Origin of the sequence: Nonomuraea sp. NPDC050404 (assembly GCF_040655495.1) — a bacterium.
In the GTDB taxonomy this organism is placed as follows: domain Bacteria; phylum Actinomycetota; class Actinomycetes; order Streptosporangiales; family Streptosporangiaceae; genus Nonomuraea.
On record NZ_JBFAKB010000013.1, the window covers coordinates 263,654 to 279,934 of the forward strand.

General features: G+C 70.9%; 13 protein-coding genes. 8 read left to right on the forward strand and 5 right to left on the reverse strand.

The window, feature by feature from the left end; all coding sequences use genetic code 11:
* The first annotated feature begins 108 nt into the window (after positions 1-108).
* On the forward strand, positions 109-3,441 hold the full coding sequence (locus AB0I81_RS33995) for a family 16 glycoside hydrolase (protein WP_360665089.1): 3,333 nt from the start codon (positions 109-111) through the stop codon (positions 3,439-3,441).
* 99 nt (positions 3,442-3,540) lie between these two features.
* On the opposite strand, the gene AB0I81_RS34000 is transcribed toward AB0I81_RS33995, so the two are convergent.
* Entirely contained in the window at positions 3,541-4,482 is a 942-nt protein-coding gene (locus AB0I81_RS34000; RefSeq protein ID WP_360665092.1) for a LacI family DNA-binding transcriptional regulator, read from the reverse strand.
* 165 nt (positions 4,483-4,647) lie between these two features.
* Between AB0I81_RS34000 and AB0I81_RS34005 the strand changes: the two genes are divergently transcribed.
* From AB0I81_RS34005 to AB0I81_RS34025, 5 genes are read left to right on the forward strand one after another with little or no spacing between them, the layout of a single operon-like run.
* Positions 4,648-5,439: an ABC transporter permease gene (locus AB0I81_RS34005; protein ID WP_360665095.1), complete on the forward strand. Its 792-nt coding sequence runs from the start codon at positions 4,648-4,650 to the stop codon at positions 5,437-5,439.
* Positions 5,436-6,227 (forward strand): ABC transporter permease, encoded by a 792-nt coding sequence (locus tag AB0I81_RS34010; RefSeq protein WP_360665098.1) that lies wholly within the window; start codon positions 5,436-5,438, stop codon positions 6,225-6,227. Before AB0I81_RS34005 ends, AB0I81_RS34010 begins: the two co-directional genes overlap by 4 nt.
* Complete coding sequence (locus tag AB0I81_RS34015; protein ID WP_360665101.1) at positions 6,224-7,201, forward strand: ABC transporter ATP-binding protein; 978 nt, start codon at positions 6,224-6,226, stop codon at positions 7,199-7,201. Before AB0I81_RS34010 ends, AB0I81_RS34015 begins: the two co-directional genes overlap by 4 nt.
* A 24-nt stretch (positions 7,202-7,225) precedes the next feature.
* Positions 7,226-8,269: an extracellular solute-binding protein gene (locus AB0I81_RS34020; protein WP_360665104.1), complete on the forward strand. Its 1,044-nt coding sequence runs from the start codon at positions 7,226-7,228 to the stop codon at positions 8,267-8,269.
* Positions 8,266-9,339, forward strand: coding sequence for a hypothetical protein (locus tag AB0I81_RS34025; RefSeq protein WP_360665107.1), 1,074 nt, complete (start codon positions 8,266-8,268; stop codon positions 9,337-9,339). The genes AB0I81_RS34020 and AB0I81_RS34025 overlap by 4 nt, the downstream gene beginning before the upstream one ends.
* Before the next feature lie 103 nt (positions 9,340-9,442).
* Here AB0I81_RS34025 and AB0I81_RS34030 read toward each other — a convergent pair whose 3' ends face one another.
* Entirely contained in the window at positions 9,443-10,963 is a 1,521-nt protein-coding gene (locus tag AB0I81_RS34030) for a CYTH and CHAD domain-containing protein (RefSeq protein ID WP_360665110.1), read from the reverse strand.
* A gap of 210 nt (positions 10,964-11,173) precedes the next feature.
* Between AB0I81_RS34030 and AB0I81_RS34035 the strand changes: the two genes are divergently transcribed.
* On the forward strand, positions 11,174-11,737 hold the full coding sequence (locus AB0I81_RS34035; protein WP_360665113.1) for a SigE family RNA polymerase sigma factor: 564 nt from the start codon (positions 11,174-11,176) through the stop codon (positions 11,735-11,737).
* Entirely contained in the window at positions 11,734-12,765 is a 1,032-nt protein-coding gene (locus tag AB0I81_RS34040; protein ID WP_360665116.1) for a hypothetical protein, read from the forward strand. Before AB0I81_RS34035 ends, AB0I81_RS34040 begins: the two co-directional genes overlap by 4 nt.
* Positions 12,766-12,770: 5 nt before the next feature.
* Here AB0I81_RS34040 and AB0I81_RS34045 read toward each other — a convergent pair whose 3' ends face one another.
* The 3 genes from AB0I81_RS34045 to AB0I81_RS34055 form a co-directional block, all read right to left on the reverse strand.
* Positions 12,771-14,012 (reverse strand): low temperature requirement protein A, encoded by a 1,242-nt coding sequence (locus AB0I81_RS34045; RefSeq protein WP_360665119.1) that lies wholly within the window; start codon positions 14,010-14,012, stop codon positions 12,771-12,773.
* Between the two features lie 18 nt (positions 14,013-14,030).
* Positions 14,031-15,230, reverse strand: coding sequence for a glycosyltransferase family 1 protein (locus tag AB0I81_RS34050; RefSeq protein WP_360665122.1), 1,200 nt, complete (start codon positions 15,228-15,230; stop codon positions 14,031-14,033).
* Positions 15,169-16,281, reverse strand: a 1,113-nt coding sequence (locus tag AB0I81_RS34055; RefSeq protein WP_360665125.1) for an SGNH/GDSL hydrolase family protein, incomplete at its 5' end; no start/stop codon positions are given. The genes AB0I81_RS34050 and AB0I81_RS34055, both read right to left, overlap by 62 nt.

The window sequence follows — 16,281 nt, forward strand, 5'->3', positions numbered from 1 at the left end:
GCAGCGTTATCCCATTCACGTTCCAGCGAATGAAGCCCGGCATCCGCCGATGGATGACAACCCGTCCGGCGATGCCGCACCCACACCCTCGCCGAGATGGGACTGGCCATGCGGAAATTACCCCTCTTATCCGTCGTACCGCTCCTCGCCCTCTCCTTCCTGACCTCCCCCGCCCATGCGCGCGCCGAGGTGCCGCCGCAGGAGCCGGGCGTCACCCTGCGCACCTACGACGTCCAGGTCGAGTTGTCCAAGCTCTGCACGCTCAAGGCGGGTCAGACGCCCAACGTGGACAAGCTGATGCCCACGATCGACTGGACCTCCGACGCCGACTTCGGCCTCACCGACCTGTTCGTCACCGAAGTGATCGGCAACATCAACGTCGCCACCGCGGGGACGTACGAGTTCCGGCTGACCAGCGACGACGGCTCCCGGCTGCGGATCGACGACACCGTCGTGATCACCAACGACGGTCGGCACGCGCCGGTCACCATGGACGGCACGATCACGCTGACCCCCGGCTACCACGCGCTGCGCGTGGACCACTTCGAGCACCTGTACGGCCAGCGGCTCAAGCTGGAGTGGAAGCCGCCGGGCACGACCGAGTTCACCCTGGTGCCGAACTCGGTGCTGAGCACGGACGCGGGCGTGGTGCGGGTCACCGCCCCCGGGCGCAAGGAGTGTGAGAGCGGCGCCGACTCCCCCGGCGACGGGCTGCCGCTGCAGTCCGTACACCCTGACCTCACCCTCACCGACCTGCGCCCGGCCGGATTCCAGCCGCAGGTGAGCGCGATGGACTGGCTGCCCGACGGCCGGCTGGCGATCGCCACGTGGGGCGGCTCGCAGAAGAGCCTCGGCGAGGTGTACCTGCTGGGCAATGTCACGGGCGCGACCTCGCCCGAGCGGGTGACCACCAAGAAGATCGCCGGCGGGCTGCAGGAGCCCATGGGCATCAAGTACGTGGACGGCAAGCTCTACGTCTCGGAGAAGTCCCGCCTGGTGGAGCTGAACGACACCAACGGCGATGAGGTGGCCGACAACCTGCGGACCGTGGCGACCTGGCCGTACGGCGGCAACTTCCACGAGTTCGCGTTCGGGCTGCTCTACCGGGGCGGCCACTTCTACCTCAACCTGTCCGTCGCCATCAACGAGGGCGGCGCCACCACCGACCCGCAACCGGCGCGGGACCGGGGCACCACCATCAAGGTCAACAAGGCCACCGGCGCGGTCGAGTACCTCGCGGGCGGGCTGCGCACGCCCAACGGGCTCGGCTGGGGCCCGGAGGATGAGCTGTTCGTCGCGGACAACCAGGGCGGCTGGTTGCCGGCCTCGAAACTGGTGCACATCAAGAAAGACCGGTTCTTCAACCATTACACCAACCCCGACGGCCCGTTCGACGCCAACCTGATCAGCGCGCCCGCGTTGTGGCTGCCGCACAACGAGATCGCCAACTCCCCCAGCACGCCGCTGCTGCTGAAGCAGGGCAGGTTCGCGGGGCAGATGCTGTTCGGCGACGTCACCTACGGCGGGATCCAGCGGGCCTACCTGGAGAAGGTCAACGGCGAGTACCAGGGCACGGTCTTCCGTCTCGCCCAGGGGCTGGAGGCGGGCGTCAACCGGATCAGCCTGGGTCCCGACGGCGCCATCTACGCCGGTGGCCTGGGCGCGGGCGGCAACTGGGGCCAGCCGGGCAAGCTCACCTACGGCCTGCAGAAGCTGACGCCGGGCGAGCACAAGGCGTTCGACATCGTGAAGATGCGGGCGGTGGCGGGCGGCTTCGAGCTGGACTACACCGAGCCGCTGTCGGCGGAGACCGCCGCGTCGCTGGCGGCCAGATACCAGGCCACCCAGTGGCGCTACGTCGCCGCCTCCACCTACGGCGGCCCCAAGGTGGACGAGGAGCCGCTGACCGTGACCTCCGCCACGCTGAGCTCCGGCGGGAAGAAGGTCACGCTCAAGATCGACGGCCTGAAGGCCGGCCGGGTGGTGCACCTGCGCTCGCCGCGCCCGTTCAGCTCGGCCTCGGGGCAGCCGCTGTGGAGCACCGAAGCCTGGTACACGCTCAACTCGCTGGTCGGCGCCCCCGTGACGGACGCGCTGTACGAGGCCGAGAGCGCCTCGCTCAGCGGCGGCGCGCAGCTCGCGACCGACCACCGGCACTACTCGGGGGCCGGCTTCGTCGCCTCCTACCAGGCCGTGGGAGCGGCCACGCAGTTCGCCGTACGGGCGGCCGGGGCCGGCACGTACCACGTGGGCCTGCGCTACTCCAACGGCCCGAACCCCGCGCCCGGACCCAAGTCGCTGAGCGTGTACGTCAACGGCGCCAAGGTCAGGCAGGTGCCGCTGGCCTCCACGGAGACCTGGGAGCAGTGGGCCACCCGCGTCGAACCGCTCGTGCTCAGGGCGGGCGTCAACACCATCGCCTACAAGTACGACACCGGCGACACGGGCCACGTCAACCTGGACTCCCTCACGGTGGCGGCGCGGCCGGTGCTGGAGGCGGAGAACGCCGCGCTGCGCGGCGGCGTGAAGGTGAGCACGAGCTCACCGGGCTACACCGGCAGGGGGTTCGTGGACGGTTACACGGCCACGGGCGCGAGCACGTCGTTCACCGTACGGGCGGACTCGCCCGGCAGGCACAACGTCGGGCTCCGCTACGCGGCCGCCGCCGGCACGTCGGTGAGCGTGTACGTGAACGGGACGAGGGTCAGGCGGGTGCGGCTGGCCGCGACCGGCGGCTGGGCCGTCCAGACCGAGTCGCTCGACCTGCGGCGGGGCCCGAACACGATCGCCTACCGGTACGACTCCGGCGACGCGGGCGGGTTCGGCCTCGACCATCTGACCGTGTCGAAGGCGGAGCGGATCACGTTGTTCGACGGTACCGACCTGGCGGCGTGGGAGCGGCGCTCCGGCGGGGCGGCGAGCTGGCCGGTCGCGAACGGCTCCATGGAGTCCTACGGCGGCGACATCCGCACCCGGCGGACGTTCGGCGACTTCAGGCTGCACGCCGAGTGGTACGAGCCGGAGTACCCGCCGGAGGTGACCGGGCAGCAGCGCGGCAACAGCGGCGTCTTCCTCCAGGAGCGCTACGAGGTGCAGGTGCTGGAGTCGCACGGTGACACCACACCGGCGAACAACGAGGCCGGGGCGATCTACTCCAAGCGTGCGCCCGACCGCAACATGGCCACCGCCTCCGGGACGTGGCAGACCTACGACATCACCTTCCGCGCGGCCCGGTACACCAGCGCGGGTGTCAAGACCGACGACGCGCGGGTGACGGTCGTCTGGAACGGTGAAGTGGTGCACGACGACGTGGCCATCGACGGCGGCACCGGCGACCACATGCCGGAGAGCGCGGCGGAGGGCGGGATCCGGCTCCAGGACCACGGCGACGCCGGCGAGAACCCCCGTTTCCGCAACGTGTGGATCGAACCCATCTCCTGAGACCGTCCGGCGGGCCGTCCCTTCCTGGCCGTCCCTTCGGAGTGGCCCGCCGGACCCTGGCTGACCGGCGGGCCGTTCCTTTGGGCGGCCCGCCGGACGCTAGCTGATCGGGACGTCGAGGCGGTGCCTGGCGGGCCCGCTTTCCCTGCGTTCGCCGAGCAGGGTCATGAGCTGGTCCATGGCCATCTCGCCGAGTTTCTCGCCGTCCACGTCGATCGACGGGACGTCGTTTAAGCCGAGGCTGTCCACGACCATGCGCTCCGAGCTGACCACGATGTCCCTGATCCCGCGCCTGAGCAGGGAGAACATGAGGCCGAGGCCGATCGAGGTGGCGTAGGGGACGACGGCGGTGGCGCGGGCGTCCACCACGGCCTGCGCCGCCTCGACCCCTGCGGCGAACGTCGAGGGGTAGGGGCCGAGCATGGTGAGCGTCGTGCCGCGGGGCCCGGCCGCGGCGCGGATGGCCGCCTGGCGCTGGCGGTCCTGCCAGGAGCCCGCCGGGCCGCCGACGTACACGATGCGCTCGTGGCCCTTCTCGGCGAACCAGTCGACGAGCGCGCCGAAGGCGGTCGCCGTGTCGGCGACCGCGGAGGTCATGCCCTCGATCTCGCGGTCGATCAGCACGGTCGGCTTGAACGACGCGGCGGCGCGGACGATCTCGTCGGAGCCACGGGGCGCGGTGAGCAGGAAGCCGTCCACCTGGTGCGCGAGCTGCTCGACCGCGGCGAGCTGGGCCGCGTGTTCCAGGGAGTGCACCGCGATGGTGAGCTGCATGCCCGAGCCGGCGGCGCGCGCCTGGGCGCCGCCGATGATCGGGGTGAAGAAGGTGTTGTCGAGCGTGGGCACCACGATGGCGACCACCCCGGTCCTGCCGCCGGCGAGCTGGGTGGCCGCCCGGTTGGGCACGAATCCGAGCTGCTCGGCGGCTGCGCGGACGCGGGCCACCGTTTCCGGGGCGGCCAGGTCCGGCCGCCCGAGGGCGCGGGAGGCAGTGGCCTTGGAAACCCCGGCCAGCGCGGCGACGTCCGCGAGTGTCGGCACTGATCCTCCTGAGGTGGTTAACACGGTTTTCACGTTGGGGTTTGTGCGCGAGGCCGCTCATAATCTATGGTCAGGCTCGCGAGACCGGTTCCGCAACCGGTTCCATCAAGCGTAGGGCCACTGAGAAAGGATGCCGACATCTCTCGCAAATCGGCCTTTCTGCTGGTGCCTGGCCTCGTCCTTCTCGTCGCAGGCTTCCTGGTTCCCGCCGCCGCAATGATCTTCGCGCCGCCGGACGTGCCGACCAGCGAGATCTTCGTACGCCTGGGCGAGATGCTCACGGATCCCTACGACCTCGAGGTGATCGCACGCACGGTCGGGCTGGCCCTGGCTGTCACGATCATCTGCGTCGTCCTCGGCTTTCCCATCGCCTACTGGCTGGCCCGCTCGCCGTCGCGCTGGAGCGGTGTCTTCCTGGCTGTGGCGATCTTCCCACTGATGCTGAGCAATGTGGTGCGGACGTTCGGCTGGCTGGTGATCCTCGGCTCCAAGGGGGCGCTCGGCCAGCTGCTCGTCCAGCTCGGCCTGGTCGATGTGGCGCCGCAACTGCTCTACACCAAGCTGGCGATCGTGCTCGGCCTCACCCAGCTCTTCCTGCCGCTGGCGATCATCTCCTGCTACTCGGCCGTCGCCCAGGTCGATCCCGGCCTCGACGACGCCTCGCGCGGGCTCGGCGCGAGCAGGATCCGCACGATGTGGAACGTGGTCATCCCGCTGACCATGCCGGGCATCGTGGTGGCCGCCACCCTGGTCTTCGCCGGGTCCGTCACCGCGTACACCACGCCGTACCTGCTTGGCGGGTCCAGCCAGCGGATGCTCTCCACGCAGTTGTTCAACTACGCGAGCACCACGGTCGACTGGGCCTCCGCCTCGGCGACGGCGCTCATCATGACGGTCCTGGTCTTCCTGGTCTCGGGGCTGTCCTCGCTGATCGGCCGGAAAGGGGCTACTTCGTGAAGCGGCCCATCACGGCGGCGCTCGCGGTCATCGGTTACGTCATCATGATCGTGCCGATCATCTTCGTGGTCGCCACCGCCTTCACCTCGGGCAGCACCCTGCGCTTCCCGCCCGACGGGTTCTCGCTGCGCTGGTTCGGCGAGGCGCTCGGCTACGAGCCGTTCATCGAGGCCGCGATCTCCAGCCTGCAGCTCGCCATCCTCGCCACCGTGCTCGCGCTGCTGATCGGCGTGCCCGCCACGCTCGCCATCCACCGTGGCAAGCTGCCCGGCAAGGGCCTGGTCGAGGGCCTTTTCCTGTCGCCGCTCATCGTCCCCGAGCTGGTCGTCGGCCTCGCGCTGTTCCAGCAGCTGATGATCGGCCTGGGCCTGGGCAACTTCAGCACCCTGCTGGTCGGCCACACGGCCCTGATGCTGCCCTACGCGGTACGCGTCACCGGCGCCTCGCTCGCGCTGGCCGACCCCGGCCTGGAGGAGGCCGCCCGGGGGCTCGGCGCCTCGCCGCTGCGCGCGTTCTTCAACGTCACGCTGCCCGTCCTGCGGCCGGGGATCTTCTCCGCCGGGCTGCTCAGCATCGTCACGTCCTTCAACAACGTGCCGCTGTCGCTGCTGCTGCAGGGACGCGACTTCCGTACGCTCCCGGTGACGATGCTCGACTACGTGCAGCAGTCCTACGACCCGATGGTCGCCGCCGCGTCCACCCTCATCCTGGCCGCGACCGTGGTCATCGCGGTGATCGCCGAGCGCACGGTCGGCTTCGCCAAGATCTTCGGAGGTATCAACCAGTGACCGCCGCCGCCGAGCTGATCGCCGTCACCCAGAAGTTCGGCTCCTTCACCGCCGTGGACGAGATCGACCTGTCCGTGCCGTCGGGGAAGCTGACGACGCTGCTGGGCCCGAGCGGCTGCGGCAAGACCACCACGCTCAGGATGATCGCGGGCTACTCGGCGCCGACGTCCGGCACGATCCGCATCGACGGCGTGGACAGCACCCGCACGCCGCCGGAGAAGCGGGATCTGGGCATGGTCTTCCAGTCCTACGCGCTGTTCCCGCACATGACGGTGGCCGACAACGTCGGCTACGGGCTCAAGCTGCGCAAGGTGCCCTCCGCCGAGAGGCGCGAGCGGGTCATGGAGACGCTCGAACTCGTCGGGCTCGCGCACCTGGCCGACCGCAAGCCGAAGAAGTTGTCCGGCGGGCAGCAGCAGCGGGTGGCCCTGGCCAGGGCGATCGCGATCAGGCCCAAGCTCCTGCTGCTCGACGAGCCGCTGTCCAACCTCGACGCCCGCCTGCGCGTGCAGATGCGGGCCGAGATCAGGCGCATCCAGGCCGAGACCGAGCTGACCGTCATCCTCGTCACCCATGACCAGGACGAGGCGCTGGAGATGTCCGACGAGATGGTCATCATGAACGAGGGCAGGATCGTGCAGCAGGGCGCACCTCAGCAGATCTTCCCCAGCCCGGCCGACCGCTTCGTCGCCGAGTTCCTCGGCTACGAGAACTTCCTCACCGCGGCCGACGGCACCCCGCAGACCATCCGGCCCGAGCATCTGCGGATCGCCGAGGACGGGCCCGGCCTCGACGCGACGGTGGCCGACGTGGCCTTCCGCGGCGTCGATCTGCTGGTCTCGCTCGACGTGGTCGACGCGTCGGGCGCGAACGTCAGGCTGCTGGCCGACGTGCGCGCCGGCACGACCCTGACGCCCGGGTCGAACGTCAAGGTGCTCGCGCCTGACGCGCACCTGGTCTCCCTACCTCGCTAGATCCGGAAAGAAGGAAGTAGTCCCATGCCCACGCGCCGCGCCGTACTGGCCGCCGCCCTGACGATGATCGCCGCGGCCGGATGCGCCGGCTCCGGTGGCGGGTCCAACGAGGACACCGTCGTCGTCAGCACCTTCCCCTTCGGTGTGAAGGAGTTCGAGCAGGCGATCGTCACCCCGTTCACCAAGAAGACGGGGATCAAGGTCGAACTGGACACCGGCTCCAACTCCGACCGGCTGTCGAAGCTCAAGCTCGCCAAGGGCGCACCGGAGGCGGACGTGGTGCTGATCTCCGACTACTTCGCCGCGCTCGGACAGAAGGACGGCCTGTTCCAGAAGGTCGACGTGCCCAACATCAAGCAGCTCGCGACGTTCGCGATCGAGGGCGCCTACGAGGGGCCCGCCTACACCCACCAGCTCAACGGGATCATCTACAACACCGGTCAGCTGACCCAGAAGCAGGCCGCCAACTGGGACCTGTTCGCGAACCCGGCGAACAAGGGCAGGGTCGCCCTGCCCGACATCTCGGTGACCGCCGGGCAGCTCATGATCTCGGGGGTGGGCGAGAGGTACGGCAACGGCCCGTACGACATCGACACCGCGCTGCGCACGTTGTCCGGCTGGGCGCCGAACGTGCTGCAGTTCTACACCTCCACGACCGAGGTCACGAACCTGCTGACCCAGGGCGAGATCATCGCCGCCGACGCGCTGAGCGGCTTCGCCACCAAGCTCGTCACCTCCGGCGAGCCGATCGCCTGGACCGCGCCGGCCAAGGGCCGCTACATGGCCACCAACCGGGCGATGATCCCCAAGGGCGCGCGCAACCAGCCGGGAGCGGCGAAGTTCATCGACTACCTGCTGTCGGCCGAGGCGCAGACCGCCATGGCCAAGACCGTCGGCGACCTGCCCACGAACCCGAGGGCGCAGATCCCCGCCGACATCGCCAAGGTGGCCGGCGACGCCGCCCAGGACCCCGTGGCCGCCGGGTTCACCACCCTCGACCCCAGCCGGCTCGTGGACACCCGCAACGACTGGGTCAACCGTTTCGCCCGGGAGGTGGCCGCCAAGTGAACCTGGACCAGATGCCCAAGGTCGACCTGCACTGCCACCTCATCGGCACCGTGCGGGCCACCACCTTCGCCGAGCTGGCCAGGCGGGAAGGGCTCGACCTGCCCGTACCGCCCGAGCGGATCTACGCGGATGTGAACTCGCTGCCGCCGGACCCGGCGCTCTACCTCGACACCCGCGTCCCGGTCCCACAGGGCAGGAGCGCGGACGAGCCTGAGGTCTCCTACTCGCTGTTCCAGGTGTCCTCGTGGGTCGTGCAGGTGCTGCGCGACACCGACGACCTCACCAGGATCACCTACGAGGCGTTCGAGGCCGCCCACCGGACCAGCGCGACCAGGCATCTCGAAGTGTCCTTCGACGCGCTGACCGAGCACCAGAAGAGGCTCGGCTACGCCGCCGTGGTCGAGGCGTACGCCGAGGGCATCAGGATGGCGGAGCGCGACTTCGGCATGACGGGCCGGCTCATCGCGGCGATCGACCGGAGCGGGTCCGGCGAGGACGCGCTGTCCTGGATCCGCACGGTCGTGGACCACCCGCACGAGTACGTGGCCGGGATCGGGCTGGACAACCTGGAGACCGCCGGGCCGCCCGAGCGGTTCGAGGCCGCCTTCCGGCTCGCCGGTGAGGCCGGGCTGCGCCGTACCGCGCACTCCTCCGAGCACGCGCCCGTCGCCGCCAACACGATCACCTGCCTCGACGTGCTCGGGTGCGACCGGATCGACCACGGCTACTTCGTGCTGGAGGACGACGAGGTCGTCGCCAGGGTCAGGGACGAGCAGGTCCCGTTCACCGTCGTCTCGACCACCTCGCGGCGCTCGTGGCGGCCGTGGCGGCGGGCGTCGATCGCGGCGATGGTCGAGGCCGGGCTCAACGTCATTCCCGCCTCCGACGATCCCGGGATGTTCCCGACGTCGCTGGCCAACGAGTACCGGATCCTGTCCGAGCAGGTCGGCGTGCCGGATGAGCGGCTGCGGGAGATGGCCCTGGCCGGGGTGGAGGCGTGCTGGCTGCCCGAGCCCGAGAAGGACCTGCTGCGCAAGCGCTTCGAGAGCGAGCTCGCGACCGAACACTGAGCGCCACAACACGCTCGCGACCCGGACGCTGAGCCGCCGCAACGCGCTCGCGGCCGGACACTGAGCACCGCCGCCGCCACCACGGCTGGGGGTGTCGGGAGGGTTATTTCTTCAGTGCGCGCAGGTGAGCGCGGGTCTTGGCGGCGTGCTTGCGTGCCCGTACCAGGTCACGCCGGGCGTCGGCGGCCTCGCCGCGTTCACCGCCCAGCAGGTAGCCCAGGGAGAAGGTGTCGCCGGTGGACAGGCCGGGCCAGCCGGCGATCTCGGTGAGCTGCTGCTGGGCGACGACCGAGTCCTGGTAGCGGCCGAGCTCCTCCTGCAGTCCCTCGGCGCGTTCTGCGACCTTGGCCGCCGGCTTGCCGAGCGCGGGGGCGGCGGCTTCGGCGGTGTAGCGGGCGCGCTTGGCGGCCTTGCGGGTGGAGTGCAGGGCCCGGTCGCGCTCGGCGCCCTCGGGCAGCCGTTCGGCCTTGGCGTACTTGTCCAGCGCCTTGCGCCAGCTCTTGACCACCAGCCGGGACGACTGGCGGCGGGCCTTGCGCCGGGCCCGCCCGGTGAACGGCGGCGCGGCGATGAAGTCGTCGAGGGCGGTGAGCAGCGCGAAGTAGCGGGGCGTGGTCATCGCGCGTCTGAGCGACTTCCTGGCCTCCCGCTCCCGGCCGGCGAGCTGGTCCAGCCATCCGGCGTCGCGACCCGGGCCGACGGGGTGGTCGGTCAGCCGGCGGTCGAAGCGGGCGGCGAGCACCTCCAGGTCGCGTACCTCGCCGAGCCGGTCGGCCAGCCATTTCAGCTCCGTGTCCAGCGCGGCGGCCCGGTCCTTGTCGAGCAGGCGGCCGTGGGTGCGCAGGAGGCTGCGGGTACGCCGGACGGCCACGCGCATCTTGTGCACCGAGTCGTCGTCGTGGTCGGCCAGCCGTACCAGCGGGTCGTAGGTGAGCAGCCGGTCGCGCTGCTCGTCCAGATAGCTGACCAGGACGTCGCCGGCGGTGCGCACGGCGGTGTGCCGGTGCGGCGGCGCGAGGTCCTCCCCCAGGAGGCGGGCGAGCTTGGAGGAGCCGTCGGCGGGCACGGCGCCCGCCTCGCGCAGCACCGGGTCCAGCGCCTTGAACAGCTTGCCGGAGCCGTTGACGAGCTCGACCTCCACCTCGCGCCACGACACGGATTCCGGCGGGTCCTGGGTCAGGCGGCGGCCCGCCACCAGGTCGTCGGCCACCTCGGCGACGACCTCGCCGTCGCGGTCGCGCAGCCGCCTGGTCGTCCTGTTGGTCTCCACGGTGGCCACGTGCACCAGTTCCCTGCCGCGCACGCGGGCCGCGACCAGCTTGGACAGCCGGGCGGGCACCTGGTGCACGCCCGCGCTCAGCGGCTCGTGCACCTCACGGCGGGCGCCCTTGGCGGCGGGCAGCTTCAGGTGCCATCCGGCGTCCTGCCCGCCCTCGCGGCGGCGCAGCGTGATGCCGTGCGCGGCCAGCGCCAGCGTGGGGGTGTCGACGTAGTCCGCGACCAGCCGTGAGGTGTGGGGCTCGTCCGCCACGATGGGGCCGTGGGGGCCGGCGACGTCCTCGATGACGATTTCCGTGCCGCCGTCGACATCGTATTTGCGTTCGATCTCTGTGTGCTGGGTCATTATCGGTTCTCCTGTACGACGGAACCAGGCGAAAGGAGCCTCCTGCCCGCGTACGGCCCGGTGGAACGCGCCGGACGATGCACATCCCCTTAAGTCCCGGAAACTTTTCGTGAATACGGAATTTCCGGCCCTGACGTCGGTGGGCGTGGCAACTATCGACGGCTCCCAGCGGGTCATAAGGGGTGCCGACACGACGGAAAGGCAGGGCTGATGCGAGATAGGGCGGACTTCGTGGCCTTTGTCGAGGCGCGGTCGCCACGGTTGTTACGCACCGCGTACCTGCTCTGCCACGACTGGGCGCAGGCGGAGGACCTGCTGCAGACCGCGCTCGTGCGGGCGTGGCGATCGTGGGGGCGGGTCGGTGAGCATCCGGACGCGTACGTGTCCCGGATCCTGGTCAACGCGTACCTGTCCTGGCGGCGCCGGTTCTGGCGGCGCGAGCTGCCCACGGACGCGCCGCCCGAGACGGCCGCGCCGGGCGACCTGATCGGGCTGACGGACGAGCGGACCGTGTTGTGGGCGGCGCTGCGGCGGCTGCCGCCGCGCCAGCGGGCGGTGCTGGTGCTGCGCTTCTTCGAGGACCTGTCGGAGGTCTCGGTGGCGCGGGCGCTGAACTGTTCCGTCGGCACCGTCAAGAGCCAGACCAGCAAGGCGCTGGCCAAACTGCGGATCGACCCCGAGCTCGTACCGCCGGCCGCGGCAAGCACCGTGAGGGCAAGCACTGTGAAGGCGAGCACCGTGAAGGCGAGCACTGTGAACAGGGAGCTGCCATGACGCGCACCGTCCGGGACCTGCGTGAGCTGTTCGACGACATGAGCGCCGACGCGCCGGCCGACCGGCCGCGGCGCATCGACGAGCTCGATCGGCGCATCCGCCACGACTCCCGCCGCCGGAGCACGACCTTGGCGCTGGCCGGGGTGGCGGCACTGACCGCCGTCACCGTGCTGATCCCCACCGTCCTGCTCCCCCGGGCCCCCGAGAAGCCACAGGAGACGATGGCCACGCCCGAGTTACCGCCGCGGTTCACCGCGAAGGACGGCGCCGAGTACCGCCGCCTGGTCACGACCACGCTCAAGACGAAGACGAAGGGTGAGAAGAAGAAATCGGTCACGATCCCGGTCTCCGGCAAGCCGCTGGACGTGGCCGGGCTGTGCGACGCGGCCACCGGCCTGACGGAGAGACCGATGGTCCTCGTGAACGGCAAACCCAACCACAGGGGGTTCAGCGACTGCACGGGCAAGGCCGACCTGATCTCGCTGAACGTGCCCAAGGGCGCCAAGGAGGCGACGGTCACGTTCGACACGACCGCCTGGGGCTGCGGCCGGAAGAAGGGCGAGCCGTGCCCGAGCATCCCCATCATGAAGCCCGCCGACTGGGCTCTGGCGATCTACGAATGGACGCCGCCCGCCCGGCCGGTCGAACCGGAGCGGTTCAAGGCCCTTCCCCGCGAGAGGGAGGGCATGAAAGTGGCGGGAGACGCTTCGGGGGTGTGGCCGCGGCAGAAGTCCTTCAAGCTGACCGTCACCAGCCGGGGCGGCAAGCTCGGCATCAACCACGTGTGCACGGGCGAGCTGGCGGAACGGCTGCTCATCAGATACCGAATAAGCGGCGACAGGCCTACCTACACGAGCAGATGCTATCCCTTGGACGGGAGCACCGACCCGGCGCTGGGCAGATGGGTGCTGACCGAGGTCAAGGTCCCCAAGGGGAAGAAAATCACGATCCGCGGCACCATGATGATGCAGGGAGGGCACCCCAACCGTCCGGTCCGCTGGTCGGCGGCCGTGTACGTGCTGCCGTGAGAGGCTCAGTCCGCCGCCAGCGCCTCGGCGAGGTGCCGGTGGCCCACCGTCTCGAAGCCGACCACCGTCACGGCCGGCGCGAACATCAGCACGACCAGGCACCATGACATGTTCAGGCCCAGCTCGGCGCAGACCACGGCGAGCACGAGCACCCCGGCGGTGCCCGCCATGAGAAGCAGGTGGAACGGGTCGCGGTGCCGCATGAAGATCATGTAGAGGACGTACAACATCACGATGTAGCACGACACCGGCACCGCGACGGTCAGCACCGTCGCGGTGCTGTCCAGGGCGGCGGCGTCTTCGAGGAAGTACGCCGCCACGTGCAGCCCGGCGCCCGTGGCGGCGATGGAGCCGAAGAGCAGCAGGTGGCCGGCGCTCCACACGTACGCCCGCCCGCGGAAGCGCTCCAGCACCTCGCCCCAGGGCACGGCGAAGTACATCCACCAGTTGCCGAACGTCAGGCCGATGCCGGCCACGGCGAGCAGCGCGGCGTCCGTGGTCCAGCCGTGCTCGGTGTGCACCAGCGCGTTGAGCGCCGCGACCGTGCCGAAGATGCCCTCGCCCAGCGTGATCAGCACGAGCAGGCCGTGCCGCTCCGCGATGTGGCGCGCGTGCCAGGGCGTGGGGCTGCGGCGCTGGGCCAGCACGGGGCCGGTCAGTTCGAGGGCGAACAGGGCCACGCCGGCCGACAGGAAGATCGGCAGTGACGGTCCCAGCAGGGCCAGCACCACCCAGCCGACCTGCGCGACGCCGATCGTCCACAGGAATTTGCGGGCCGCCGGCGCGCGGGCCGGGTCGTGCCGGACGACCAGCGCCCACAGGAAGACCATGGACACCCGCATCACGACGTACCCGAGCACCATCACGACGACGTTCACGGCCGTGCCGCGGTCGATGGAGGCGAACAGGTCCTCGATGCCGAGCGCCAGGACGATCACGCCGACCATCTGCACCATCGTGGCGACCCGGAACACCCAGTCGTCGTTGTCGTACGCCGAGGCGAACCAGGAGTAGTTCATCCAGGCCCAGGCGACGGCGAGGATCGCGAAGCCGAAGCCGAGGACCGCCGTGCGGAGGTGGCCCTCCGCCAGATAGTGCGCGAGCTCGTTCGCGGCAGTCCCGAACGCGACCACGAACGTCAGGTCGTAGAGCAGCTCCAGCGGAGTCGCGGCGCGGTGCGTCTCCTCCGGGTTCCGGCCCGACAGCGGCCGGTGCCGGTGGTCCCTGCGATGGACTGCCTCAGCCATGGCACTCCAGTCGGGCGGCTAGGACAGGCGGTCGATGCTGATCGGGTGCGGCGGCCGGTGGGACGCGGGCCGTCCCGGCCATGGTCGCACGGCCTCTCCGTCCCGAGGAGGCCCATCACTCCCCTGGCGAACGGGCCGCGTGCCCGGGTCTGTGGCGCCGATGGCCGTGTAGTGCCGGATCAGCTCGTCGCAGACCGCCGTCCAGGTACGGCCCGCGACGGAGGCTCTGGCCTGCCCGGCCATCCGGCGCAGCAGCGCCGGGTCCCCGGCCAGCGTGGCGACGGCGGCGCGCAGCCCTGCCGGGTCGTCGGGCGGGTAGAGCAGGCCGTTGACGCCCGGGGTGACGAGGTCGAGCGGCCCGCCTGCGGCGGGGGCCACCACGGGGACGCCGCAGGCGAGCGCCTCCTGCACGGCCTGGCAGAAGGTCTCGTTCCTCCCGGTGTGCACGAACACGTCGAACGAGGCCAGCAGGCGGGTCAGCTCGTACCCGGTGCGCAGGCCGTGGAAGCGCGCCTCCGACAGCAACCGGCGCAGGCGCGGCTCCTCCGGGCCCGTCCCGACGATGGACAGCCGGACGCCGGGCAGTTCGGCGACGGCGGCGAGCAGGTGGGGGCGTTTCTCGGCGGCGAGCCTGCCCACGTAGCCCACGGTGATCGGGCCGTGCGGCGGGCCGGCGGCGCGGTGCCGAGGGTGGAACAGTTCGAGGTCGACGCCGCGCGGCCACAGAGCCAGCCGGGGGATGCCGTGGGCGGCCAGTTCGCCCATGGTGGCGGTGGAGGGCGCCAGGGTGAGGTCGGTGCGCCGGTGGATGCGCGCGAGCCAGGCCCAGAAGAACCGCCCTGCGGCGGGGACGCCGTACTGGCGGGCGAACCCGGCGAGATCGGTCTGGAACACCCCCACGGAGGGGACGCCGAGCCGCCGCGCGGCGGCCGCCCCCGCCGCGCCCAGCAGCACGGGCGAGGCCAGGTGGACGACGTCGGGCTTGAAGTCGCGCAGGATCCGCGTGACGGGCCCGGCGAAGGGCAGGCCGACGGTGACGGATCGGTAGAAGGGCAGGGTACGGCTGCGGACCGGATGGACGGTGAAGCCGGCATAGGTGCCGGGGGCGGGTTCGGGGGCGATGACGATGGCCTGGTGGCCGGTGGCGGCCAGGTGCTCAAGGACGCGGCAGACGGAGTTGGTGACCCCGTTCACCTGGGGCAGGAACGATTCGGTCACTATGGCGACCCTCATATGGCCGTTCATCCCATCCGTTCGCGACGGCCGGCTGCCCGGCAGGGTTCCGCCAGGCGAATTCCGGGTCAACGCGCTGCCCAGGCTGCGGAAACCACAGTTCCTTGGCGACGAGCAGCGCGAAGGCCGGTAGGAAGTCGAAGCAGCGCCGGGTCAGCCAGGCGGCTCCCCCGGCGGTCACGCGCAGGACGCTCCGCCACGCGGCGGGCTCGGCCGCGCCGGGTTCGAGAGGTGGCAGTTGTACGGGGATTCCGTGATTGCCCAGTTCGGTGGCTGCGAGGCGGGCGAGCATCCGGTGGCCTCGTTCGTTGGGGTGGAGCCGGTCCATGCCCCACAGGCTCGGGTCGTACAGGGCCGGGAGCCTGGCGAGGTCGAGGTGCACGGTGTGGTGCAGTTCCGCGAGGCCGGTCACGATCTCGTTGATCAGCCGGACGCGGCGGGCCAGCGGGCGGCGTAACGCGTCCGGGACGCGCAGCAGCAGGCCGGGGTCGGGCAGGGTGGCGGTCACCACGACGCTGCCGGCGCGCCCGAGTGCGGCGATCACCTGCTCCAGGTCGCGGGCGATCGCCGGTGGGCTGAACCGGCCGCGCAGGGTGTCGTTCACGCCGATCAGCAGCGTGCACACCGACGGGCGCAGTTCCAGGGCCCGGGGAAGCTGGTCGCGGGCCACGTCCGCCGAGCAGGCGCCGCAGACGGCGAGGTTGCTCAGCTCGACCGGACCACCCGCGGCCAGCGCCCCGGCCAGAAACCCCGCCCAGCCACGCCCAGGCACGGGATCCCCGATCCCGACCGTCACGGAGTCGCCGAGCGCGACAAGCCGCAGAGCGTCCGTCGTCGCGGCCTCACCGGCACGTCGATCAAGGGCGGCCGTCACCGCGGCCTCACCGGCACGTCGATCAGGGGCGGCCGTCACCGCGGCCTCACCGGCACGTCGATCAGGGGCGGCCGTCACCGCGGCCTCACCGGCACGTCGATCAGGGGCGGCCGTCACCGCGGCCTCACCGGCACGTCGATCAGGGGCGGCCGTCACCGCGGC

What these genes read in the sequence shown, in the direction of transcription:
- AB0I81_RS33995 (WP_360665089.1), top strand. Translation starts at nt 109, where the DNA reads ATGCGGAAATTACCCCTCTTATCCGTCGTACCGCTCCTCGCCCTCTCC.
- AB0I81_RS34020 (WP_360665104.1), top strand. Translation starts at nt 7,226, where the DNA reads ATGCCCACGCGCCGCGCCGTACTGGCCGCCGCCCTGACGATGATCGCC.
- AB0I81_RS34030 (WP_360665110.1), bottom strand. Translation starts at nt 10,963, where the DNA reads ATGACCCAGCACACAGAGATCGAACGCAAATACGATGTCGACGGCGGC.
- AB0I81_RS34035 (WP_360665113.1), top strand. Translation starts at nt 11,174, where the DNA reads ATGCGAGATAGGGCGGACTTCGTGGCCTTTGTCGAGGCGCGGTCGCCA.
- AB0I81_RS34040 (WP_360665116.1), top strand. Translation starts at nt 11,734, where the DNA reads ATGACGCGCACCGTCCGGGACCTGCGTGAGCTGTTCGACGACATGAGC.
- AB0I81_RS34045 (WP_360665119.1), bottom strand. Translation starts at nt 14,012, where the DNA reads ATGGCTGAGGCAGTCCATCGCAGGGACCACCGGCACCGGCCGCTGTCG.